At 51.1% G+C, this 24,836-nt stretch carries 22 protein-coding genes; 5 read left to right on the forward strand and 17 right to left on the reverse strand.

The features are described from left to right. Window positions 1–121: 121 nt before the first annotated feature. From ureG to B0F88_RS01055, 16 genes are all read right to left on the reverse strand, one after another. On the reverse strand, window positions 122–733 hold the full coding sequence (gene ureG / locus B0F88_RS00980; protein WP_104422068.1) for an urease accessory protein UreG: 612 nt from the start codon (window positions 731–733) through the stop codon (window positions 122–124). An 8-nt stretch (window positions 734–741) separates the two neighbouring features. After that, the gene (locus B0F88_RS00985; RefSeq protein ID WP_104422069.1) at window positions 742–1,416 is read right to left on the reverse strand and encodes an urease accessory protein UreF; all 675 of its coding nucleotides are present in this window, start codon (window positions 1,414–1,416) and stop codon (window positions 742–744) included. Next, window positions 1,406–1,837 (reverse strand): urease accessory protein UreE, encoded by a 432-nt coding sequence (ureE, locus tag B0F88_RS00990; RefSeq protein WP_104422283.1) that lies wholly within the window; start codon window positions 1,835–1,837, stop codon window positions 1,406–1,408. Before ureE ends, B0F88_RS00985 begins: the two co-directional genes overlap by 11 nt. A gap of 2 nt (window positions 1,838–1,839) precedes the next feature. Beyond that, window positions 1,840–3,543 carry an urease subunit alpha gene (gene ureC, locus B0F88_RS00995; protein WP_104422070.1) on the reverse strand — a complete coding sequence of 568 codons (1,704 nt, stop codon included), beginning with the start codon at window positions 3,541–3,543 and terminating at the stop codon, window positions 1,840–1,842. Then, window positions 3,540–3,857 (reverse strand): urease subunit beta, encoded by a 318-nt coding sequence (locus tag B0F88_RS01000; protein WP_104422071.1) that lies wholly within the window; start codon window positions 3,855–3,857, stop codon window positions 3,540–3,542. Before B0F88_RS01000 ends, ureC begins: the two co-directional genes overlap by 4 nt. 18 nt (window positions 3,858–3,875) lie before the next feature. Continuing rightward, window positions 3,876–4,178 (reverse strand): urease subunit gamma, encoded by a 303-nt coding sequence (ureA, locus tag B0F88_RS01005; RefSeq protein WP_104422072.1) that lies wholly within the window; start codon window positions 4,176–4,178, stop codon window positions 3,876–3,878. Window positions 4,179–4,416: 238 nt separating this feature from the next. Beyond that, window positions 4,417–5,238, reverse strand: coding sequence for an urease accessory protein UreD (locus B0F88_RS01010; RefSeq protein ID WP_104422073.1), 822 nt, complete (start codon window positions 5,236–5,238; stop codon window positions 4,417–4,419). Between the two features lie 54 nt (window positions 5,239–5,292). Further along, the gene (locus B0F88_RS01015) at window positions 5,293–5,553 is read right to left on the reverse strand and encodes a DUF2442 domain-containing protein (RefSeq protein WP_104422074.1); all 261 of its coding nucleotides are present in this window, start codon (window positions 5,551–5,553) and stop codon (window positions 5,293–5,295) included. Further along, window positions 5,525–5,764 carry a DUF4160 domain-containing protein gene (locus tag B0F88_RS01020; RefSeq protein ID WP_104422075.1) on the reverse strand — a complete coding sequence of 80 codons (240 nt, stop codon included), beginning with the start codon at window positions 5,762–5,764 and terminating at the stop codon, window positions 5,525–5,527. The genes B0F88_RS01015 and B0F88_RS01020 overlap by 29 nt, the downstream gene beginning before the upstream one ends. Before the next feature lie 41 nt (window positions 5,765–5,805). Then, window positions 5,806–6,435, reverse strand: coding sequence for a hypothetical protein (locus B0F88_RS01025; RefSeq protein WP_104422076.1), 630 nt, complete (start codon window positions 6,433–6,435; stop codon window positions 5,806–5,808). A 141-nt stretch (window positions 6,436–6,576) separates the two neighbouring features. After that, the gene (locus B0F88_RS01030; protein ID WP_104422077.1) at window positions 6,577–7,359 is read right to left on the reverse strand and encodes an ABC transporter ATP-binding protein; all 783 of its coding nucleotides are present in this window, start codon (window positions 7,357–7,359) and stop codon (window positions 6,577–6,579) included. After that, window positions 7,359–8,138, reverse strand: a complete 780-nt coding sequence (gene urtD / locus B0F88_RS01035; RefSeq protein WP_104422078.1) for an urea ABC transporter ATP-binding protein UrtD — start codon at window positions 8,136–8,138, stop codon at window positions 7,359–7,361. The genes B0F88_RS01030 and urtD overlap by 1 nt, the downstream gene beginning before the upstream one ends. Beyond that, a complete protein-coding gene (urtC, locus tag B0F88_RS01040; RefSeq protein ID WP_104422079.1) occupies window positions 8,135–9,217 on the reverse strand; it encodes an urea ABC transporter permease subunit UrtC in 1,083 nt (360 codons plus the stop codon). Before urtC ends, urtD begins: the two co-directional genes overlap by 4 nt. A gap of 3 nt (window positions 9,218–9,220) precedes the next feature. Beyond that, window positions 9,221–10,867, reverse strand: coding sequence for an urea ABC transporter permease subunit UrtB (gene urtB, locus B0F88_RS01045; RefSeq protein WP_104422284.1), 1,647 nt, complete (start codon window positions 10,865–10,867; stop codon window positions 9,221–9,223). A gap of 180 nt (window positions 10,868–11,047) precedes the next feature. Continuing rightward, window positions 11,048–12,346: an urea ABC transporter substrate-binding protein gene (gene urtA / locus B0F88_RS01050; protein WP_104422080.1), complete on the reverse strand. Its 1,299-nt coding sequence runs from the start codon at window positions 12,344–12,346 to the stop codon at window positions 11,048–11,050. Window positions 12,347–12,477: 131 nt separating this feature from the next. Beyond that, window positions 12,478–13,710 carry a hypothetical protein gene (locus B0F88_RS01055; RefSeq protein ID WP_104422081.1) on the reverse strand — a complete coding sequence of 411 codons (1,233 nt, stop codon included), beginning with the start codon at window positions 13,708–13,710 and terminating at the stop codon, window positions 12,478–12,480. A 202-nt stretch (window positions 13,711–13,912) separates the two neighbouring features. On the opposite strand from B0F88_RS01055, the gene B0F88_RS01060 reads away from it, so the two are divergent. The 4 genes from B0F88_RS01060 to B0F88_RS01075 all read left to right on the forward strand — a co-directional run bounded on the left by B0F88_RS01060 (window position 13,913) and on the right by B0F88_RS01075 (window position 21,918). After that, entirely contained in the window at window positions 13,913–14,653 is a 741-nt protein-coding gene (locus tag B0F88_RS01060) for a hypothetical protein (protein ID WP_104422082.1), read from the forward strand. A 772-nt stretch (window positions 14,654–15,425) separates the two neighbouring features. Then, entirely contained in the window at window positions 15,426–18,479 is a 3,054-nt protein-coding gene (locus tag B0F88_RS01065; protein WP_258076518.1) for a hybrid sensor histidine kinase/response regulator, read from the forward strand. After that, entirely contained in the window at window positions 18,469–19,404 is a 936-nt protein-coding gene (locus B0F88_RS01070; protein WP_104422084.1) for a response regulator transcription factor, read from the forward strand. The genes B0F88_RS01065 and B0F88_RS01070 overlap by 11 nt, the downstream gene beginning before the upstream one ends. A gap of 126 nt (window positions 19,405–19,530) precedes the next feature. After that, window positions 19,531–21,918 (forward strand): Lon protease family protein, encoded by a 2,388-nt coding sequence (locus tag B0F88_RS01075; RefSeq protein WP_104422085.1) that lies wholly within the window; start codon window positions 19,531–19,533, stop codon window positions 21,916–21,918. 92 nt (window positions 21,919–22,010) lie between these two features. Here B0F88_RS01075 and B0F88_RS01080 read toward each other — a convergent pair whose 3' ends face one another. Continuing rightward, window positions 22,011–23,567, reverse strand: coding sequence for a virulence RhuM family protein (locus B0F88_RS01080; protein ID WP_219820737.1), 1,557 nt, complete (start codon window positions 23,565–23,567; stop codon window positions 22,011–22,013). A 125-nt stretch (window positions 23,568–23,692) separates the two neighbouring features. On the opposite strand from B0F88_RS01080, the gene B0F88_RS01090 reads away from it, so the two are divergent. Further along, window positions 23,693–24,553 (forward strand): hypothetical protein, encoded by an 861-nt coding sequence (locus tag B0F88_RS01090; protein WP_104422087.1) that lies wholly within the window; start codon window positions 23,693–23,695, stop codon window positions 24,551–24,553. Window positions 24,554–24,836 lie beyond the last annotated feature (283 nt).

A 24,836-nucleotide genomic window follows, 5' to 3' on the forward strand; every position in this document is an offset into this window, starting at 1 on the left:
TTTTAAACATTTTTTACTCACCACGAAGGACACGAAGTTAACTATTTTTCTTCGTGATCTTCGTGGTAAATAAGGAGACAAGTGGTTTTTTCATTTTGTTAAAAAACTTTTGGCTACCTACTTAATCCAGCATTCCCGCCTGAATAATAAAATCTTCAACCGCTTTAAGGCCTTCCCGGCTCTTCAAATTGGTAAATACAAACGGCCGTTCTCCGCGCATCTTGCGCGCATCGCGGTCCATAACCTCCAGAGACGCACCGACATAAGGCGCCAGATCGATCTTGTTGATAACCAGCAAGTCCGAACGGGTAATTCCGGGGCCGCCTTTGCGCGGTATCTTGTCGCCTGCCGACACATCGATCACGTAAATCGTCAGATCGGCCAGTTCAGGGCTGAAGGTCGCACTGAGATTATCGCCGCCGCTTTCGACCATGATAAAGTCGAGATTTTCAAACTTCATGCTTAATTCATCGACCGCCGCCAGATTCATCGACGCATCCTCCCGGATAGCGGTATGCGGGCAGCCGCCGGTCTCCACACCCAAGATGCGTTCTTCCGGCAGCGCCTGGCTGCGGATCAAAAACTGCTGGTCTTCCTTGGTATAAATGTCATTGGTCACCACGCCGATTTCAAAATTGTCGCGCATTTGCTTGCACAACGCATCGACCAAAGCCGTTTTACCGGAACCAACCGGGCCGCCGATACCTACTCTTAATATTTGTTTAGCACTCATATAATCCCTCAGGAACGAAATAATCTGGAATACTGCATTTCATGCCGGCTGCTGGCTAAAGCCAAGCCAAACGCGCTACCGCCGATGTCATGATCGGCAATGCTGAGCGCCTCGTCAGCTAAAGCCGGAATTTTACCGGCCAAATCGGTCAACAACCGTTGCCCGGCGACTTGTCCCAACGGCACCAGCTTGACCGCGCATAACACCTGGTTCTCCAACCAGCTCCACAAATAACCGATGACTGTTTCGCGTTTGGGAACGCCCCAGTTCACAGCGGCAAAAGCGAATACCGTAGCCAGCGTGGTTTCGGGTTTGCGTATCCAGGGCTGCATACCGTCAATCACCAATGAATCCAGCAGCCGCGCCAAGGCTTGGCCGGTGTGCCGGTCTTCGGCCCTTAATTCGGAAGTCTCCCGGCAGGCAATCAGGGTTCCGCTCCAATATTCAACCCGTTCAACATCGCCGCATTCCCAGGCGTCGTAAAGCCGCGCCAATATCGGCAGATCGACACGCGCCAAACAAATCGCCATCAAGCCGTTAAGCCATTCGCCGGTATCGCTTGCATTGCTTATCCAGCCATCGTCGACCGCGCGCTCCAGGCCTTGCGAATAACAGTACATGCCTATCGGCAAGCCGGGGCTGACCAGTTGCAGCAAACGCAATAAGGCCAGATCAGTGACCATGGCCGTGGTACGCGCCCTGCTCCGGTTCGAAAGGCAACACTTCATGGCTGACCGTCAAGCCCAGCCCTTCCAGCATATGATCCAGCACGTGATCGGTCAGGAAGCGAAGCTCGCCCGGCAGAATCTGCAACGCGACATGGCGGTTGCCCAAGTGATAACAAGCCTTGGCGAAGTGTAGCGCGTCATCGGTGCGCACCACCGATAGCGGCTCCGGCGCCGCATCGACCAGCACCCGGTAACGGTCGGGGCCGGTCAGCACCGAGCCTTTGCGCAGCACTTGGCCGCGCGGCAAAAACAGCCCGATTTTTGCGCCGCTGTCGGTTTTTAGCAGCAGGCGGCTTTTCTGGCGCGATTCATACGGCAACGTGATCACATCGTCCGGGGCGGTCTCCAATGGAGCCAGTTCAGTCAATTTCAGCATAATCAAAACAAAAAATAACGTTGGGCAAAGGGCAGCACATCGGCCGGTTCGCAAGTCAGCAGCAAGCCGTCGGCCCTGACCGAATAAGTTTGCGGATCGACTTCGATATGCGGTTGGTAGTGGTTATGGATCAAATCTTTTTTGCCGATGGTTCGTGTGCCTGCGACTACGCCTATCCTTTTGTTAAGTCCTAAAGTTCTTGGAATATCGGACTCGACCGCGATTTTAGGCAAAAAGAACATCGAAGTCACCGATGCGGTCCTTCCGAACGCCCCGAACATCGGCCGGTAATGCACCGGTTGCGGCGTCGGAATCGAGGCATTCGGGTCGCCCATCGGCGCGGCGGCAATAAATCCGCCTTTAAGAATCAGGCTGGGTTTGACCGCGAAAAAAGCCGGGTTCCACAACACCAAATCCGCCAGTTTACCGACTTCGACAGAGCCGACTTCGTGCGCGATGCCGTGGCTGATGGCCGGATTAATCGTGTACTTGGCGATATAACGCTTGATGCGGAAATTGTCGTTGCGCGGCGAATCCTCGGCCAAGCTGCCGCGCTGCGCCTTCATTTTATGCGCGGTCTGCCAGGTGCGGATAATCACTTCGCCAACCCGGCCCATCGCCTGCGAATCCGAAGAAATCATCGAAAATGCGCCCAAGTCATGCAGAATATCCTCGGCGGCGATAGTTTCGCGGCGAATCCGCGATTCGGCAAAAGCCACGTCTTCGGCAATGCTTGGGTCAAGGTGATGGCAAACCATCAGCATGTCCAGATGCTCGTCTACGGTATTGATCGTATAAGGCCGGGTCGGATTGGTAGACGACGGCAGCACGTTAGCCTCGCCGCAAGCCCTGATAATATCCGGCGCATGGCCGCCGCCGGCGCCTTCGGTATGATAAGTATGAATGGTGCGGCCCTTGAACGCGGCAAAAGTGTCCTCGACAAAACCGGATTCGTTCAAGGTATCGGTATGAATCGCGACCTGCACATCAAAGCGGTCGGCGACCGAAAGACAGCAATCGATAGCCGCCGGTGTCGTGCCCCAGTCCTCGTGCAGCTTCAAGCCCATCGCCCCGGCGCGAACCTGTTCTTCCAACGCAATCGGCAAACTGGCGTTGCCCTTGCCGAGCAGTCCAAAATTCATCGGAAACCCGTCCAGCGATTGCAGCATGCTGTGAATATTCCACGGCCCCGGCGTGCAGGTTGTAGCATTGGTGCCGGTTGCAGGCCCGGTGCCGCCGCCGATCATCGTAGTCACGCCTGACATCAACGCTTCATCGATTTGCTGCGGACAAATGAAATGGATATGCGCGTCGATGCCGCCGGCGGTCAGGATTTGTCCTTCACCGGCGATAATTTCGGTGCCGGGGCCGATGATTATATCGACGCCCTGTTGCGTATCGGGATTCCCAGCCTTGCCGATTCCGGCAATGCGACCGTTTTTGATGCCGACATCGGCTTTAATAATGCCCCAGTGGTCGACGATCAGCGCGTTGGTGATCACCAAATCCATCGCCACGGTGGAATCAACCTGGCTTTGGCCCATGCCGTCGCGAATGACTTTGCCGCCGCCGAATTTGACCTCGTCGCCGTACACCGTGCGGTCGGCTTCGACTTCTAAAAACAAGCCGCTGTCGCCCAAACGCACCCGGTCGCCGGTGGTCGGCCCGAACATATCGGCATAAGCTTGCCTGCTGATCCTGCTCATAAATTGTCCTCCAATGCGCCCATCACGTCCTGGCGGAAGCCGTAAATCCAGCGTAATCCGGCAAAGGCCACCAGCTGTATTTCACGTTGCTGGCCGGGCTCGAAACGCACCGCGGTGCCGGCTGGAATATCCGGCCTGAAGCCGCGCGTTGCCGCACGGTCGAACTGCAAAGCCGGATTGGTTTCAAAAAAATGATAATGCGAGCCGACTTGAATCGGCCGGTCGCCGCTGTTCGCAACCACTACGCTAATCGTCGCGCGGCCTGCGTTCAGTTCGATGTCGCCATCGGCGGGGATGATTTCTCCGGGTATCATGACTGTGCTCCTACTTTGCTATTCGATCGGGTTATGGACCGTGACCAGCTTGGTGCCGTCCGGAAAGGTCGCTTCAACCTGCACATCGGGCAGCATTTCGGCGACGCCGTCCATTACATCGTCGCGGTAAAGCAGGGTGCGGCCGAATTCCATCAGTTCCGCGACTGTGCGGCCGTCGCGAGCGCCTTCCATGATCGCGGCGCTGATAAAAGCCACGGCTTCCGGATAGTTGAGCTTCAGGCCCCTGGCTTTGCGGCGTTCGGCCAGCAGGCCAGCGGTAAATATCAGCAGTTTGTCTTTTTCGCGTGGTGTTAATTGCATTGTTTTAGTCCAATTTTTATTCAGATGATTTCCAGTATCGGATTTATTCACCACGAAGACACGAAGAGCACGAAGTTTGCTAGTTCCCAAGCTTGATCGCTCGTCGTTATACACATCTCGACGTAGGCCGGAATAAACCCGCCCGGCGACAGCAAGGGTGGAGCGTTTCCGGGCTACATCCTTGGGAACCAGCTAAGTTATTAAATTTTTTTCTTCGTGTCTTCGTGGTGAATAAAACTCAAGTCGCCCAAATTCGCGGAGCACAGGCTTTGCGTTGTACCGAGTCCGGCCGCACAATCGCCCAAACCTGCTCGAAAAAACCGCGCAGCCGGTCGCTTCTGTCATCAACAGCTCTACAGACCAACAGTTCATCGATAAGCGTCACGCCGCGGCCTTTGCTCTCGCCGATTAATTGCTGGACTGCGGCCAGACTTTCAGCTCCGGCAGGGCTGGCAAACAAGGTGCCGCAAGCCGACAAGCCCTGCAATCCCCAACGGGCCGCAAAAGCTTTGGCATCCAGATGCAGGCGTTCCAAAAACAAAGGCTGTCCCCGACAATAAACCTGCCAGCTCATATCCGCTAAACCGACATCGAAACTCTCGCCGCAGGCAGGCCTTCCTAAAGACAGAATTTCCCAGCCGATAAAGCGAGCACCTTGGGCCAATTCGACGTTAACAGCCGATCTTAACTGCGCGCCTTGATAAATAATAGTCTCCTGCGGCAGCCATTCCAGCGCCGCGCCATCCTCCACCTTGATCGAAACGTTCTGGACGGCCAGCTCGCCGTTGCTGCGATAAAACTTTCCGGCCGCCGGCGTGGTAATCAGCGCATGGCTGTGTGGTTCGGCAGTGATGAAAAGATTTAACCGGTCGCCGCCGACAATACCGCCCGGCGGATGCAGGATGTACACATGGCAGACGCCGCCTTCCGGGTAAAAAGGCCGTTGTACGGTTAGCGGGCCTTGATGACGACGGTGCGCCAGTAGCGTTTTGCCGTGTTTTTGTTCAAAGCCGAGTTCCAGTTTTGCTTGCCAGCCTTTTATTGATAAATTTGCGTTCACAGTGTTTTTTCAGTTTGTACGGCGGCATTAATAAAAAGAGACGCACAGCGTACCCTACGCTGTAGGCTGTGAAACTAAAGGAAAAGTCTCCGGGTGACGAATTGAATCGACATGCAAATCAATATCCAATTCCGGCCAATAAAGATGGTGTGGTTGGGGACGATCAACGTGGAAAAGTTCCGCTACCGGCGCTTTACGAAACCACGGAAACTCCAAAAATGAAACGAATAGTTCCTCTTTTTCATCAAGCAGTATCCAGAAACCGTGTTTGGTAACGCCGGAAACCTCAACCGGGGAAATGTCTGTGCCAAGCATCTTTAATCTCCTGCTCGTGTAAATTTACCAAATTATTTACTTCCCGTAGTTCCTGTGCAGATAAACCAAAATTCTGCGCGAGTTCGATAGCGGGTTCCAGCCAGAATTTTGCTTCGCCATCCGCATGATCGACATGAACATGCATTCGTGGTTCTTCTCTTGAGAAGAAATAAAATCGGTAACCGCGTTCACGAAATATTGTTGGACTCATAATCAGGAAAATACTCAACTCAAAAATAATAGTTATGTAGCCTATTCCACTTCGCTCTGTGTTTTCCTCAATGCAGGCTCACGATTCAATATATGCTCACGACTTCCAAATTGAATTACACCATTTTCAATATGATAAAAAAATCTATCAAGGACAATCGGAATTATTTCTTCGCACACGTAAGAAGCCATATTAATGGACTTTTCGGCATCCGCCTTTTTAACAGAAATACCCTGATGAACTACTTCATTTCTCAATTTCTGAAGTTCAATCCATTCATTCCAAATTGTCGATTCAGCACAACCGCTACGATTTGTTTTAAAATTTAATTGAGTAAAATCTTCAAGAATTTGGTAATAAATCTTAGGAATGTTTTCTAGACTTTTTTGTTTAAATGTTTGATCGTAAAGTACATCACCTGCACTATTATCAATAGCCAGCGAATATAAAATGGGTTTTAGCACTACTAATTTTATTCCTACTTCAATTGAAATGATTGCATGTAGAAAAGCAGCTGTGTGAAATTGACTTTCAAAAAGGATCTTTGACTCAGATAGATTTTGAAGCGGGGCTTTTACAACTTCAGGACTAATTTCATAAAACTTTCCAACGCCTTCAAAGGTAAATTCATCTTTATAACGTTGTTTAAAGTCCTCGTATAATGAGTCCATGCCCTGTTCATATAATGCGTCTGATTCATCGTACGACATATTAAGATACCTTTTAAATGAATGTATTGGGATAAGGAAAAGTCATCAATCGAGAATAGTTTCTCTCAATTCATCCTATCATGCCTTTACATTCGATAACCATCAAACCGTCAAATACCGCTTAACCATGTCATCGCTCAATTCATCCATTGCCCCGGCAGCTACGCCCCGGCCTCTGTCCATAATATAAAACCGGTCCGCGACTTTCCGCGCAAACGGCAGTTTTTGTTCCACCAGCAACACGGTCACGCCCAATTCGTTTTTGATTTTGATAATGCCTTCGCGCACCTCGTCTTTCGCTTCGTCGCCTTGTTTCAGCAACGGCGTCGTTATGCCTTTGGCACGGTTCAGGCGGATAATCACATCGCCGATTTCGCTGACGATATTCGGCTGTATGCCTTCGGTCGGTTCGTCCAGGATCAGCAGTTTGGGATTCAGAACCAAGGCCCGGCCAATCGCCAGTTGCTGCTGCTGGCCGCCGGACAAGTCGCCGCCGCGCCGTTTGAGCATTTGTTTCAGCACCGGAAAAAGCTCATAGATATGTTCCGGGACTTTTTTAATGCCTTGCTTGCGCGCCGCGCGCAGGCCGATTTTCAGGTTTTCCTCGACCGTCAGCAACGGAAAAATCTCCCGGCCCTGCGGCACAAAACCGATGCCCAGCTCGGCGCGATGTTCCGGTTTGGCAAGGGTTAAGGCCTCGCCGTTATATTCGATAGCGCCGTCGCGAACCGCGATCAGCCCCATGATGCTTTTAAGCAGGGTAGTCTTGCCGACGCCGTTGCGGCCCATTAAACACAGGCAGGAACCGGCCGGTAAATCGAGATTCACATCCCACAAGGTATGGCTGCCGCCGTAATATTGATTCAATCCGCTAATTTTCAGCATCAGTCCCCCAAATAAACCTGTATCACGCGTGGATCGTTCTGCACCTCGTCCATGCTACCTTCGGTCAGCACCGAGCCTTCATGCAGCACCGTCACATGCTTGGCAATCGAGCGGACGAATTCCATATCATGCTCGACCACAACAATGGAGCGCTCGCCCTGTAACGATAACAGCAGTTCGGCGGTGCGCTCCACTTCCTGATGGGTCATGCCCGCTATCGGCTCGTCGACCAGCATGACTTTGGGTTCCTGCATCAGCAACATGCCGATCTCCAGCCATTGTTTCTGCCCGTGCGACAGAATGCCCGCCGGTTGCGACCTCAGTTCAACCAGCCCTATCGTCTCCAGCACTTGTTCGATACGGTCGCGTTGCGCACCGTTCAACTTGGCGAATAAAGTCGCCCATGCGCCCTTATCGGTCGCTAAAGCCAGTTCCAGGTTTTCGAATACGCTGAGCATGTCGAACACGCTTGGCTTTTGGAATTTGCGGCAAATGCCCGCCTGGGCGATGGCCGGTTCGTCCATTTGCAGCAGGTCGATGGTTTGCCCGAAAAACACCGAGCCGGTATCGGGCCGGGTTTTGCCGGTAATCACATCCATCAAGGTGGTTTTACCGGCGCCGTTCGGGCCGATCAAACAGCGTAATTCCCCTGCATCGATATACAGCGAGAGGTTATTCAAGGCTTTGAAGCCGTCGAAACTGACGCTGACATCTTCAAGATAAAGAATCGGGCCGTGGCTGACATCCACTTGGCCCGGCTTAAGCGCTATGCCGTTCATTGTTTTTGCTCCTGCAAACGACGTTGCCAGAATCCGACCAAGCCGTCAGGCAATAACACGGTCACCAGAATAAAAGTCGCGCCGAGGAAAAACAGCCAGATTTCCGGCATCCATCCGGTTAGCAAGGTCTTGGCGTAATTGACCAGCACCGCGCCGACGATTGCGCCGTACAGCGTGCCGCGCCCGCCGATAGCGACCCAGATGACGATTTCCAGCGAGTTCAACGGCGAAAATTCGCTGGGATTGATAATGCCCACTTGCGGCACATACAAAGCCCCGGCAATTCCGGCCAGCATCGCGGCAAACACGAAAATCCATAATTTGAACATTTCCACGCGATAACCGAGAAAACGCACCCGCATTTCCTGGTCGCGAATCGCCGTTACCACCCGGCCCAGTTTGCTGTTGACGATCCAGCGGCTGACCAGGAAGGCCAGCATCAGGATCAGGCCTGAAGCCATCAACAAGCAGGCGCGCACCGAATCGGACTGGCTGTTAAAACCGAGAATTTCCTTGAAATCGGTCAAGCCGTTGTTGCCGCCAAAACCCATCTCGTTTCTAAAAAAGGCCAGCAACAGCGCGTAAGTTAAAGCCTGGGTAATAATCGACAGATAAACGCCGGTCACCCGCGAACGGAATGCCAGCCAGCCGAACAAAAAGGCCAGCACGCCGGGAACCAGAAAAATCATGATCGCGGCAAACCAGAACTGCTCGAAACCGTGCCAGTACCAAGGCAGTTCTTTCCAGTTAAGAAATACCATAAAATCGGGCAGCAGCGGATCGCCGTAAACGCCGCGGCTACCGATCTGGCGCATTAAATACATGCCCATCGCGTAGCCGCCCAACGCAAAGAAAGCGCCGTGACCCAAAGCCAGAATGCCGCAATAACCCCAAACCAGATCCAGCGACATGCCCAGCAACGCAAAGGTCAAATATTTTCCCAACAGCGATACCGTGTAAGAGGAGAAATACAGCGGCGAACCCGGTGCAAATACCAGATTGCATACCGGAACAATCAGGCTGATTGCGGCCAATACGGCCAGCACCGAGAGCGCGGCTTTATCGTTTTTTAACAGCATCGCTTAGCCCTCCACCGCTCGGCCCTGTTGCGGAAACAAGCCGCGCGGACGTTTTTGAATGAATAAAATGATGAACACCAACACCAGTATTTTCGCCAATACCGCGCCTGCATAAGGTTCAAGCAATTTATTGGCGATACCCAACGAAAATCCCGCCACCAGCGTGCCCCATAAATTACCGACGCCGCCGAATACCACGACCATAAATGAATCGACGATATAAGCCTGCCCCAAATTCGGGCCGACATTGGTAATTTGGCTTAATGCGACTCCGGCGACCCCGGCGATGCCCGAGCCCAGCCCGAAGGTCAAGGCATCGACCCGGCCGGTCGGAATGCCCATGGCCAAGGCCATCTTGCGGTTCTGCGCAACGGCGCGCACTTCCAGGCCCAGGCGGGTGCGTTTGAGGATTTGCAGCAACAACACAAACACCAGCAGGCAGAAAATCAATATGTACAAGCGGTTCCAGGTCAGCGACAAAAAGTCGTTGATTTGCAAGGTGCCGCTCATCCATTCCGGCGTCGCGACACTGCGGTTTAACGGCGAAAATATCGAGCGCACGGCCTGTTGCAGAACCAGGCTGACGCCGAAAGTCGCCAACAGCGTTTCCAGAGGGCGGCCGTATAAAAAGCGGATAATGCCGCGCTCGATAATAATCCCGGCCAGCGCCGAAATGATGAACGCCGCCGGAACCGCAATCGCCAACGACAGCCCCAAATGGTTAGGCATCAGTTGTTGGGTGACATAAGTCGTATAAGCGCCGAGCATCATCAGCTCGCCATGCGCCATGTTGATCACGCCCATCACGCCGAAAGTAATGGCCAAACCAATCGCGGCCAAGACCAGCACCGCGCCGAGGCTTAAGCCGAAAAACAGGGTTTCGATAGCGGCATAGGCTTGCAGCTGTGAATTGATTTTTGACAACGCGGCTTCGGCTTGATTGCGCACATCGCTGTCCGCCTCCAGATAATGGCCGTCGCTATCTTTTTCGACCAGTCCGTTTAGCCGGTTAACCACATTCCGGCCGGCTTGGTCCTTCAATAAATCGATTGCCGCCAAGCGCACCCTTTTGTCGGGGCTGTTTAATTGTTCCAGGCCTAAAATAAGCTTGATCGCATTTTGTACGCGTTCGTCCTGTTCCATGATAAGTTGGCCGCGCAACAACGCCAAACTCTGGTCGTCAATGGATTGACCCATTGCGCTGACGGCGGCGAGTCTTACCGCGGCATTGTCGTCATTCAGCTGCAAACGGCCGATTATTTTCCTCAATGAAGTTCGCAGGCTGTTATTAACGGTGATTTTTTGCGTGGCGGAGCGTTCCACCATGCCCAGATTTTCTCCGCTTTCGGCGTCGGTAAGCTTGTAGTCCGTTTCGACTTCTTCGCCGATGACCAGTTTCCCATCGGCCTTAAGATTGAATAATCGCCCGTCGAGCAGCGCTTGCAATACGGCAACGGCCTGCGGCTTTTCCACGGCGGCCAGTTGTTCGATAGCCTGCCCACGCTCCTGCATGGACCCGGCTTTAAGATTCGATAAAGCGGCTGAGAAGGCATCCTCGGCGGCATTTTCCTGACCGATACTCAAGGTTGGCGACATCAGGATAAATCCCAGCATTACCCGGCAACACCATCTGAAAGAATTCGGTTTCATAATACTCCATACTTTAAATAAACCTAAAAACCAAAGTTTGTCCACGAAAGACACGAAATAAATTAGCATGCTGTGTTACACCATTCATCGCTTTGAGCGATGATTTACAACTTTGTAAGTTTTTTAAATGTTTTCGTGCTTTTTGTGTTTTTCGTGGATCAAATGCTTTTTAATTACCGATCAAAAATTCTGCCCGGAGCACTTCTTGGTTTTGGTGTTGTAATTGCCGCAACTGATAGGCGCTGTCCAGTCGGCGATAATCGGTTTGCTTTCCGGCAAAAAGTCGGACCAGGCATCGCCGTCGATCAGCTTGTTGGTTTGCCAAACCGTCTGCAATTGGCCGTCGTCCTGGATTTCGCCGATTAATACCGGTTTGCTGATGTGATGGTTAGGCAACATTTTCGAGGTGCCGCCGGTCAGGTTCGGAAACTCGACGCCGATAATCGCTTTTTGCACCGCGTCAGGATCGGTCGAGCCGGCTTTCTCGACCGCTTTGACCCACATGTTGAAACCGATGTAATGCGCTTCCATCGGGTCGTTGGTCACGCGTTTCGGGTTTTTGATAAAGTCATGCCATTGGCTGATAAACGCGGCGTTTTTAGTGGTATCGATGCTCATGAAATAGTTCCATGCGGCCAGATGCCCCACCAACGGCTTGGTGTCCATACCCGACAACTCTTCCTCGCCGACCGAAAAGGCGATGACCGGAATCTGTTCTGCGGAAATGCCCTGATTGCCTAGCTCCTTGTAGAACGGGATATTGGCGTCGCCGTTAATGGTTGAAACAACCGCCGTTTTCTTGCCGGCCGAACCGAATTTCTTGATGTCCGCGACAATACCCTGCCAATCGGAATGCCCAAACGGCGTGTAATTAATCATGATGTCCTTTTTGGCGACGCCTTTGGAGACAAGGTAGGCTTCAAGGATCTTGTTGGTGGTGCGCGGATAAACGTAGTCGGTGCCCGCCAGTACCCAACGTTTGACTTTTAAATCGTTCATCAAATAATCGACCGCCGGAATCGCCTGCTGGTTCGGCGCGGCGCCGGTATAAAACACATTCTTCGACGATTCTTCGCCTTCATACTGCACCGGGTAAAACAGCAGGCCGTTCAGTTCTTCGATGACCGGCAACACGGATTTTCTCGATACCGAAGTCCAACAGCCGAAGATCGCGGCCACTTTATCTTTGGTCAGCAATTCGCGCGCTTTTTCGGCAAACAGCGGCCAGTTGGAAGCCGGATCGACGACCACCGCTTCGAGTTTTTTGCCGAGCAAACCGCCTTTTTTGTTCTGCTCGTCGATCAGCATCAGCATCGTGTCTTTCAGCGTGGTTTCGCTGATCGCCATGGTGCCGGACAATGAGTGCAGCACACCGACTTTAATCGTGTCTTCGGCGTGTGCAGCACCCGCCGCCAGGGTTAATGCCGCTATCGCACCGGCGATACCGAGTAAGCGCAGTTTTGAAGATAATTTTTTCATATTAATAAATCTCAAATAGTTAAAGAAAGGTGGCCTAAAGGCTAAAATTCTGGGCCTTTCATCTTTTGCCTTTTCATCCATCAGCCAAAATCCGTGACATCTGTGTTCTATTTTCTAGCGGCTAAATAGATTTATATCTGCCACTGAAAGCCGAGTTTGACGGCATTGCTGTGTTCGCCTGTAGCCGTCGACGTGTAATTCAGGCCTTTGGTCATAAGATCGCCGTATTCCCAGCTCAAGGACACGCGCGCGTTATGGCCGTCGATCACGTAGTTCACGCCGCCTTCGTAGGAATTACGGTTGGAACTGCCGCCAGGCAGGACGTTCACATAACGTAGATACGGCTGGACTTGGCCGATGCCGATTTTTTGCGGGAACAAGTACATTCCGCTGACATCATAGGCGTTGCCTTCGAACATCGAAAAACCGCCGCCCGCATTGCGCGAGGCCTGGCTGTAGCCGTTGGAAATGCCGTAATTTTTGTATTCGCCGTTTACCGTCACCACGCCGCTGTTGGGCAGCACTTTTTCCATCAGCACGTCGACTGCGGTGCCTCGGAAGTCGCCATGATCCAAAGCGGTACCCGCGCCGTCTTCCTGATACTGGTTGGACACGGCGACGGTCAGGATGTCGCCGCCTTTGCCGTAGTAAGTGCCGGAGGTGTAATAGCCTGGATTCTTCTCGACATCCCAGAAGTTGTAGGCAAAGCGCTGGCTGTACAGAATATTGTCGTCAATATTCGCGCCGCCTCTTAAGCCGCGGAAAAAGCCGACGGCATATTGCAGGCGGCCGTCAAACGCCGCACCCCAAAAGGTCGCTCCGTCGTCACGGCCAAAAGAACCAGCCGAAGTGCCGTCCGACTTGATCGTCAAATTGTAATCGGCCGGCTCGAACGGCGTGCCGGAACTGAAAATATTGTATATCGCGCTGTAAAACGGACCGTTCATTTCCCGGCGTTCGGCAGGAACCAGCATGCGGCCTACCCAGAGGTTCGCCATCGGGACGTACTCAAACTTGCCGATCGCATCCAATACCCGCACTTCGCCGCCATTGCTACAGGTTTGGCAATCGGTATTGAACTCCACCTTCAAATATTTGTGGATTTGCCCGTTGAGGTACAGACGGATATTGTCCAGATTAAAGTCGTTGCTCCACTTGTTGCCGCCAGCGCCGGCACCGCTTTCGGCAGCCTGAAAGCTGGTGCGTAAACCCGCACCGATGCTGACCCATTTGGTGTCGTCAATTTTGAAAGTTGCGCCGGCTTGCGAAGCCGGGACATAGCCGACCGCCAGCGTTAACAGGCTTAATGCCGGAAGAAGTTGCTTGCTTCGTATTCCGGCCGTTGTTTTTGTAGAATCACTCATGTCAGGTTCCCCAGAATTTAAAAGGTGATTTGATATTGCATCCGGGTTATCCGGATGCAGCCAGGAAGTTGGCTGGATTCATTATTTTGCTCGGGGGAAATTTGCACAATGCGTCATCTGACTCATCAGTCAAATGACGCATATCCATCAACCGGCAACTCGTCTACAGTTGAGGAACCTGTCTCACACCATCCGGAGTCGCATGAATAAGCTGATACAAGGCCCTGTAGGGAGCCTGCTGTCCAAATCTATCGCAATGGCCTGGTTATTAAGCGCCTGCGCACCGGGCCTGGAAAAAAAGCCGATACAGCTCGACACCGCATCAATTAAGCGGATTGAATTCAAGATCGGTACGATCAAGCAACCTTCGTTGAAATCGACATTGGCTGGGCGGGATGTGGCCGCCCGGATTGGCAACAATCTGGCCGGCTGGGGTTATCCGGTCGGGGCTAAAGACAATCAGGCTTTCAGCCATAGCTTAACCGCTGAAATCGGCTTGATTGAGCACAGCGAAACGCCGCCCGGATTTTCATTTTCTTCCGGGAATTCCGATCCGAGGGCCCTCGATTTTCAAAAAGCCAAAGTGCTGCCGATCGGCTGCGAGCTGGCCTCTATCGCACAGCCGACCCAGACGAGCTATCTGCATATGGACTTTGTTGCCAGCAATGCGGCCAGCGAAGCGCAGTTGGTCGATCACATCAGCACCGTCTGTTTTAATCTGTTGAGCGAGCTTAACTGGCCGGATAAAACGCAAAGCGAGCCGTCTTCAAGTTTTAAGCCAAGCTGGATACCGGAGGTGCGCATCGAAACCGTCACCAGACCGGAAGAAGCCGTCAAAGCCGATGAACCGGGCGTGGAAAAGGAAAACGAAGGCCGTAAACAGATCATCATTCACAATCAGGGATCGCCGGTGATTTTAAAATTCGGCCATGAAAGGCTATAAGCGCCTGATATAAGCTGCTGACTTGTATGTAAGCCTGGAGTGCAGGCTCGACCTGGTGTGCAAGCAGAGCTTGCACACCAAAAAACCGGAAAACTTTAGCTCGATTACTTATTGGGCGTAATTGAGGCTAACCGCACCACTTTAGTTCAATGCTTTTATAGATAGCTTGCTGTTTAGCGCATAGGCTTTGCTAATGAGCTTTGGTGTAGTTATTGCTTAATCTAAAAGCCGCAGTTTTTAGATTCAAGAGGTAGTGATTGAACATAGGTAGTGAACAGGTTAAGTAATCGTTCAAAAGTCTTTTAACATTTTTTACTCACCACGAAGAGCACGAAGGACACGAAGTTGACTATTTTCTTCGTGATCTTCGTGGTAAATAAGGAGACAAATGGTTTTTTTCATTTTGTTAAAAAACTTTTTAGCTATCTACTTATGGCTCACCTTATAAAAAACCATCGAGGAAACCAAGATCCGACAAAGTGTCTCAAAAATCCGCCGCGACTATAACGCCTGGGTCGCCAACGAAACGCTGGAAGACTATGCGCTGCGATTCGCACCGCGCACCTTCCGCAAATGGTCGGAATTCCAGGTCGCCAATACCGCGTTCGGCTCTACCTCATTCCTGGTTCTGGAAGCCATCGGCGGCTTCCTGTCGATCAATTACGGTTTTACCAATGCGTTTTGGGCTATTCTGGCGGTTGGTCTGATTATTTTTATCACCAGTTTCCCAATCAGCTATTACGCCGCCCGCTATAACATCGATATTGACCTGATGACCCGTAGCGCCGGTTTCGGTTATATCGGCTCGACGATAACCTCGTTGATTTACGCCTCGTTTACGTTCACGTTGTTTGCGCTCGAAGCATCGATAATGTCCTTGGCTATCGAGTTGTATTTCCACATCCCTATCGCCATCGCGCATATTATCAGCGCCGTTACTGTCATTCCTCTGGTGACTTTCGGAATCACCACGATCAGCCGCTTGCAGATGTGGACGCAGCCGCTGTGGCTGGTGCTATTGATTGCACCCTATATTGCCGTATTCATGCGCGAACCGGACTCGATGATGACGGTGCAAGCCTATTTTTGGATTGCGGCTAGCGGTCAGGGCTTTAACTGGCTGATGTTCGGCAGCGCGACCACCATCGCCTTTTCAATGGTGGCGCAAATCGGCGAGCAAGTCGATTTCCTGCGTTTTATGCCTGTGCTGACTGAAAAAAACCGAATGCGCTGGTGGCTGGCAACCATTACCGCGGGTCCGGGATGGATTTTGTTCGGCATGGCTAGGCAGCTGGGCGGAGCATTGCTGGCTCATCTTGCTGTTCGCCACGGCATAGCGCCGATCCATGCGCATGAGCCGACGCAAATGTATCTGGTGGCTTACGCCGACTTGTTCGGCAATACCGAATTAGCGTTAACGGTCACTACGTTGTTTGTGGTGATTTCCCAGATTAAAATCAATGTCACTAATGCTTATGCAGGCTCGCTGGCTTGGTCGAATTTTTTTTCGCGGCTGACTCACAGCCACCCCGGCCGGGTTGTGTGGCTGGTGTTTAATGTTTCCGTTGCCCTTTTACTGATGGAATTCGGGGTATTCGGCGCTTTGGAAAAAGTATTGGGACTATTCTCCAATATGTCGATAGCCTGGATCAGCGCGGTTGCGGCGGAATTACTGATCAACAAGCCTCTGGGCTTGAGCACTAAAGCCGTTGAGTTCAAACGTGCTTACCTGCCGGATCTCAATCCGGTCGGCACGCTGTCAACCTTATGTGCCTCGATAGTATCGATATTGGCTTATCTGGGATTTTTCGGTGCGTTCGCGCAGGCCTTTTCAGCATTTTTCGCCTTGAGTCTGGCCTTTCTGCTGGTCCCTTGCATCGCTCTGCTATACGGCAGTCAACGCTATCTGGCGCGCGACATCCATCTTAACAATATGACTCCGGTCAGTCGCTGTACTATTTGCGAAAATCATTTCGAACGCGAAGATGTGGCGTATTGCCCGGTCTATGAGGACAGCATTTGCTCGCTTTGCTGCACGCTGGACTCGCGTTGCATGGATGCCTGTAAACCGGGCGTGCGCCTGGACGACTATCTGCAAAGCTTTGCCGAATGCTGTTTGCCGGGTTGGATGAATCTGGGCGTCAGGCTGCGCCTGATACGCTTTAGCCTGTTGTTTTTGTTTCTGGCCGTTTTAACCAGCATATTTGTAGGCATTATTTACTATCAGGATTTATTGCTTGCCGAACACTACCTGCCGTCGTTCAATCTGTTGCTGGCGAATTTTGTTAAGGTTTACGCCTCATTGCTGGTCTTCATCGGTTTGTGTACCTGGTGGCTGATCCTGAACGACGAGAGCCGGCGCGTTGCGCATGAAGAAATCGCCAAGCAAACCCAGCGCCTGTTGATGGAAATCGATGAACATAAAAAGACCGACGCGAAATTGCAGCAAGCCACCAAAATGGCGGATCGCGCCAACAGTGCGAAAAGCCGTTTTCTCAGCAGCATGAGCCATGAAATACGCACGCCGTTAAACAGTATTGTCGGCTACGCGTATATTTTGCAGAAAGACCCGGCGATACCGGCGCACAGACGGCAGGCGGTGGATATTTTAAAGCGTAACGGCGATCATTTATCCGCGCTGATCGAGGACATTCTGGATATTGCCCGCATCGAAGCGCGTAAGTTCGAACTGCGCCAGGAGCCTATCGATTTTCCGGGATTTATTGAGCACCTGGTCAGTGTGTTTAAGCTGCAAGCCGAACAGAAAGGCCTGTCTTTTTACTGCCAGATTATCAACACTCTGCCGCAACGGGTCCGCGGCGACGAGAAGCGGGTCGGACAAATATTGATCAACCTGCTCGGCAATGCGGTCAAATTCACCGTGGCCGGCGAGGTTATCTTTCGTATCGGTTTCAGCTGCGGTGTAACGACGTTCCAGGTCGTTGATACCGGCCCCGGCATCCATAAAGATCAACTGCAAAATATTTTTCAGCCTTTTACCCAATTACCGAATGAGAATTTAGACGCCGGCAGCGGTTTGGGTCTAACCATTAGTAAGATTCTATGCGAAATCATGGGCGGCGAACTGGTTGTGGTCAGCGATCAGGGCAAAGGTTCCACCTTTACCGTCAGGCTGCTGCTCCCCAATCTGGGCAGCGAACAGCAATACATTCACGAAGAAGACATTATCGGTTATCAGGGCAAGCGCCAAAAAATCCTCATTGTCGATGATCAGCCGGATCATCGGCAGCTGATACTGTCTATTTTAGAGCCCTTAGGTTTCGTTTTGATTGAGGCCGGCGGCGGCGAAGAATGCCTGGATAAAGTCGAATATGATGCGCCGGATCTTGTTCTGATGGATTTATCGATGCCCGGACTGGATGGCGCCGCAACCGCCCATCTCCTGCGCCAAAACGGCAATGCAACGCCGATTGTTGTGTTAAGCGCCAACGCTTATCCGGCCGATCGGCTCAATGCCGTTAATGCCGGTTGCAACGATTTTTTGGTCAAGCCGATACACGTCAGCGAATTACTCTACAAACTTAAACTGCATTTGGCGTTAAACTGGGTCTATCAGGATGATGAAACCGAACTGCAAATTTCCGACCAGTCGCCGTCACTAGACATTGTTCAGGAATTAACCGGCTATGTGCGAATCGGCGATTTACAGGGACTTAATCAATATTTGACCCGACTCATTCAGCACCATCCTGAATATAGCTATTTTGCGCAGAGGATGATGTCGCTGGCCGGCGAATTCGATCTACTTGAAATCAAGAAACTCTTGCATATTGCCAGTGAGGCGCTAAGCGGCAATGACCGGTAAATCTTCTCCTATTATCGGAATTGCCATGATTGTCGACGATACGCCCGGCAATCTGGCCTTGTTATCGGACACGCTCTCGGAAGCCGGTTACCGGGTGCTGGTTGCCACCGATGGCTTATCGGCGCTGGAACAAATCGCTTATCTGAAACCGGATATTATTTTGCTGGATATTATGATGCCGGGCATTGACGGCTTTGAAACCTGTAACCGGCTTAAATCCTCGCCGGAAACGGCCGATATTCCAGTATTATTTATGACCGCGTTAAGCGAACTGGACAACCTGTTACGCGGTTTCGATGAAGGCGCTGTCGATTATATTGTCAAACCGATTCGGCCCCCGGAAGTGCTGGCCAGAGTGGAAGTGCAGCTGACTCAGACCCGAAATCTGCGCCGCGTTGAAAATGCTTTAAACAACAGCCCTTTTTCCGCGTTGGCAATCGATTCAATTGGCAATATCACCTGGTTAACGCCCGGCGGCATCCGCTGGCTGGATGAGTTTCTGCAAAAACACGGATTAACGGGTAAGCATGACGTCGGTTCGCCGCTGCCCAAACCGCTGCTCGACTGGATTAACCGGCGCTCAGGGCTGATTGATAAATCCGAATCCTTTGAAAGTTATCGAGCCGGAGCCGGTTTTCTGGCAAAAATAATACCGTGCCAAAGCGCCGGCGAATCTCTGCTGGTTTTAGAAAAGCATTCACACGAGTGGGATCTTGATTGGATAAGAAGCTCCCTGGGACTTACTGTGCGTGAAGCGGAAATACTGATGTGGATTTCCAGGGGTAAAACCAACAAGGACGTGGGTCTTATTCTGGGCAGCAGCCCGCGTACCATCAATAAGCATCTCGAACATATCTTTGAAAAATTTGGCGTGGCCACCCGCGCCGCGGCGGTTTCTATGGTGTTGCAGCGCCAGCAATTCTAAAGTTAAAGGCCATCATGTTTTTTTAGCATCGTGAGCGAGCCGCCGGGCTGTTTGGTTGATAGCGGACAATGCGCTAAAAAATGCTAGAATCACCGTTTTTGCGCAATCCGAGAACGTCTCTTGTCCATGCCTAATACCTTAAAGCTTCCCCTTGAATCACTGAAACTGAATGTCGATTTGGCGGGCTTTGAGTTCCCCACCGCGCCGAAGCTGCCCGAGACTATTTTAGGCCAGTCCAGAGCCCAATCGGCGCTTGAATTCGGCATCGCGATGAACAATCCCGGCTACAATGTTTTTGTGATGGGCGAGCCGGGATTGGGCCGCTTGTCGATGATTACCAACCATCTGCATACCCAGGCAAAAACGCTGCCCGCGCCGCCCTCCTATGCTTATGTCGATAATTTCGGCAATCCGAGAGAGCCGATGGCCGTTGAGTTGCCCGCCGAACACGGCCAGACGCTCAGCAAGGACATCGAAAAACTGATCGACAACCTGCTGGCGACCTTTCCCGCCGCGTTCGAAAGCCCGACTTACCAGCAGAAAAAGAGCGCTATCGAACGCCATTTTAACCAGTACTATAACAATGCGATCGATCTGGTCGATAAAAAGGCCCAAGCATTGGACATTGCATTGTTCAGGGAAAACGAATCGATTTCTTTTGCGCCTATCCGCGACAACAAGGCGCTGAATGAAGACCAATTCACCCAATTGCCGCTGACGGAACGGGAAGTCTTCCACAAGCGTGTCGAAGAACTGGAAGAATACCTCAGCGATGTCTTGCTGGAATTGCCCCAGTGGCGCAGAGCCATGGTTGAAAAAATCAAGCAACTGGATAACGACACCATCGATCTGGCGATAGAGCCGTTGTTTGCCGAACTGAACGACAGTTACCAGAATATCGATGATGTGATCACCTTCCTGGCGGAAATCAAAAAAAACCTCGGCAACACCATTGCCGATTACCTGATGCCCAGCCGGACGCCGGAGCCGCAGGACAACACCAGCAAGCGGCTGCTGCTGACCGAGCTGTACGCGCCCAACATCCTGGTCGATAACAAGCAGGAATGCGGCGCACCGGTGATTTACGAGCCGCACCCGATTTACCAAAACCTGTTCGGCCGCATCGAATACGTCAGCGACCAGGGTACGCTGGTGACCAATTACCGCCGGATTTGCGCCGGTTCATTGCATAAAGCCAACGGCGGTTACCTGATCCTCGATGCCGAAAAACTGCTGAATTATCCGTTCGTCTGGGAAGGCCTCAAACGCGCGCTGCAATCCGGCCGCATTGAAATCGAATCGCCTTATTCGGACCTCGGCATCAACACCATCACCCTGAAGCCGGAAGTCATCCCGCTGAACGTCAAGGTGATCCTGGTCGGCTCCAGAGACATTTATTATCTGCTGGAAGAGCTGGATGACGAGTTTAACGAGATGTTCAAAATCCTGGCCGACTTTGACAACTACATCCCGCGTAACGACGAGTCGATGCAACGCTTCATCCTGCTGATGATCAAGCAGGCCGCAGATTCCGGGGCCAAACCGTTGACGCGAACGGCGATTGAATGCCTGATCGAGCACAGCTGCCGCCTTGCGGAAAACCAGCATCATTTTTCCGCCCGGATCAAAGACTCGCTGGAAATCATCGCCGAAGCCAACCTGTTTTGCAGGCCCGACGACCAGCCGGTTTGCGACCGCTCTCATATCGAACAGGCGCTGGCCGCCAGAGAGCATCGCAACGGCAGATTGCCCGAGAACATCCTCGAGGAAATGCTGGTCGGCACCATCCTGATCGATACCGACGGCGACGCGATAGGCAAAGTCAACGGCCTGACCGTAATGGAAGTCGGCGGCAGCAGCTTCGGCGCGCCGGTGCGCATCACCGCCAGCGTTTACCCCGGTTCCAGGGGCATCGTCGATGTCGAGCGGGAAGTGGAACTGGGCCAGGCCATCCACTCCAAAGGCGTGATGATCCTGACCGGCTATCTGGGACACACCTATGCCCAGCTATTTCCGCTGGCCATATCGGCCAGCATCGCGATCGAACAATCCTACGGCTATATCGACGGCGACAGCGCCTCGCTGGCCGAGCTGTGCTGCCTTATTTCAGCGCTGACCCGGATACCGATCAAACAGACCTTCGCAGTGACCGGCTCGATCAACCAGTACGGCGAAGTGCAGGCGGTCGGCGGCGTTAACGAGAAAATAGAAGGCTTCTTCCGGCTGTGCCAGGCGCGCGGCCTTAACGGCCAACATGCCGCCATTATCCCGGCCGCCAACAAGCGTAACCTGATGCTGAAACAGGAAGTGATCGATGCTGTGGCAAAGGGGCTGTTTGCGGTTTATGCGGTTTCCAACGTCGATGAAACGCTGGAGTTATTGACCGGGGAATCGGCTGGCGTGTTAGATAGCGAAGGCATGTACCCGGAAGACAGTATTAATTTTAAGGCCATCTCAAGGTTAAAGGAGATTTCGGATATGGCTGGGGATGAGGATGATAAGGAGGAGGTTTAGCGTAATCCTCTGTATTATGTAGCAAGAGCTTAAAAGATGAAAAAAATAAAGGCGTGGACCGAAATGCTCCTCACGCCTGAAGATAACAAAAATTAATCGGATAGCTTTTTGTTCGTTTTTATATTATCGATAACTTTATCGAAATCTGATTTGTATTCTCTGTCTTGAATTACTCTAAATTTTTCAAATTCTTTTAAGGCATGTCTATTGGCCTCTTCTCGACGCACTTTTCCATAATCAGAAAGCACATCATAGGCATTGAAATCCAAAAAACCATCTAACTTTTCTGTCCAGTCCTTCATTGATAATGGCTTATGCCTTCTAGCAAAATTCTCGGCCCAGTCTAAGTACATTGATACGAGTCTATTTAAATTATCAATTTCATCTTTTGATAAGTAGTTCTTACCGACAGTAACATCTAATTTAGTGATTTTTCCTTTTTTGCCTTCGTTCTTCCATGTTTGAACTCCCATATGAGGCTTTGTCGCATCGGCTCTCAATTTAATAAGTTCGGATGATGTATGACCATGAATTGCATAATGTAATTTATCTTGAACATGAGCATAAAACTGCTGTGTTATTGGTGAATCTTTGTCGTAGTCAATACTGCATTGCGCATATATGTCCGTTACTTTTTGATAAAATCGTCTTTCAGAGGCTCTGATTTCCCGGATCTTTTCAAGCAAATCATCAAAATAATCTTTGCCAAAAAGTTGATTTCCTTGTTTAAGTCTTTCATCATTCAAAACAAAGCCTTTAATCAAATAATCTTTCAAAACTGTTGTTGCCCATTTTCTGAACTGAGTTGCCCGAACAGAGTTTATCCTATAACCTACTGAAATTATTGCATCTAAGCTGTAAAAATTGGTGTCATAGTTTTTGTCATCTGATGCAGTTACTCGAATTTTTCGAGTAACTGCATCTTCATCTAATTCATTGGTTTCAAATATGTTTTTTAGATGATAAGTCACGGTATTTGATTCAACATCAAAAATTTCCCCCATCCCTTTTTGTGATGCCCATACTGTTTCATCGCCTATCAATACTTGAACCTTAATAGTGCCATCCTCTGCCGCATAAAATAAAAAAGGTGAGTCTTCCCTATAAACTTCATTTTCTAACTGAATGGCCTTTGATATTTCTTGCTTTGATACCGCCTTAGTTTCCATAGGAGTTTGATAGTCTTGTTCAATGGTTGGCTGCTCAATGAAATCTTGCGCAGAAAGATTAATTCCTCTGTCTAATGCCAACATTAATAGTTTTGGATGCCATCTTGCCGGAATAGATTCCGCCTTAACCCAATAGGCTACAGTGCTCTGACCTTTGCCAATCAATGCTGCCAATGCGGTTTGCCCGCCAAACATATCAACAATAGCTTTTACATTCATAAAATTCACCTTTTTATTTTGATAATCAAATTGTACTATCAGATATTTTGCTGTCAATATCAAATTTATTGTTATGTTTTTTGATACTGATAAGCCGGGTAACGCTGTAAAGCTGTAAGGCGGATTCGCGGCAGCAATCCGCCATGTCAGGATGATCGAACAGCCCTTTGCCCGGATTTTTCCAAACAGGGCAAGAACGATATGGCGGCTTATTTTTGATGTTACACGTTTTTGGCAGTATGCTACCGCGAAACCAGCCACGAACTTTATCCGCAAAAAAACCGATTGCTTACCTGCAACAAAGAATGGGGCAGATCCTGCCTTTTATACAATATTGGAATCAACGCCAATATTACCCACGCTGTCAAAAACCTAGGAATCATATTATGAAGACTCAATTTCGCTATGTGTTTGAACTGCTTGCATTGCTATGCCTGTTGTCCGGTGTTGCCAGGGCGGAGGATATGCCTGCAACGTGCAAGCAGGATTGTCCGGCCCCCTTTGTTAAAAACGAGTTCTGGACGACCGAATACGGCCCTGCCGCAGCCAATATCGTATTATCGCCGACCAACTTCCTGGCCTGTTCTTCCAGTGGCTACGCACTTTGCTACTATTCCGGTCCGAGTGCCGCGCCGGCCAGCAAAATACCCAAAGAGACGCTACCCAGTTTACCCTGCACAGTGTCCAAAGATAACCCGAACGTTGCAGATTGCCGCTGCTATGCGGAATCCGGGGATTCGTATGTTGATATTAATTCCATTATTAATACCGAAGCTTATGTCGAAACCGTTCGCGTCTGCGGCCTGAATGGCGAGAAGTGCCGTAATATGGTTTCGGAAGCTGCCGGAAAAGCATTGGCGCTGCTCGGAAAGACTGTCCCCTATCTTCCGACAGCCCCGGTTTGCGGTTATTTGCAGGCCGGCGCGAATGGCGTAGCACCGATGGCCCCAAAGGCTGAATTACTCTCTACTTTCAGCTTTGCCAAGATAAAAAGCTATGGCAAAGATCAGACCAGTTGCGCCGGCTCTTCGGCCTCTTATGCGGGCTGTATGACAGCGCCTTGCACCTTTGAACGGGATTCCAGCGGTAAGCCGACTGGGTTCGCCAACTGCGAATGCCCGATCTATTCGGGGCCTTATCAGATTGGGCAAGGCGGGGCATCCTGCAACGCCGGCAGCGGCTATGTCTGGTCGGCGGCCTATGCTCCGCCTTCTAAGAGCGATACGGCCGCGAATGGGGGTAAATGACCGCCCATCGCTTTTTGACTTCATTGCCACACATCGGCAATCGCAACAACGCTAAGTAAGACGGGGTTTGTAACCCCGTCCGAATGTTATCAAATTGCCTCTGCCGCTCTAAGGAAGCGCTGATTTAATCCTTCGGCAAGCTCGGGATGAACGGTAGGTTTTTGATTCCGCTGATGGTTAGGCAAGGCTCTGTTCAGCGACGGCGGTCTACTGTTCAGGATTTTCGGGACACTGTCATTACAGTAAGTCGCCATCCCGGCAAGAATATGTCTCGCATTCTTTC

It is taken from the genome of Methylobacter tundripaludum (assembly GCF_002934365.1).
GTDB lineage: Bacteria > Pseudomonadota > Gammaproteobacteria > Methylococcales > Methylomonadaceae > Methylobacter_A > Methylobacter_A tundripaludum_A.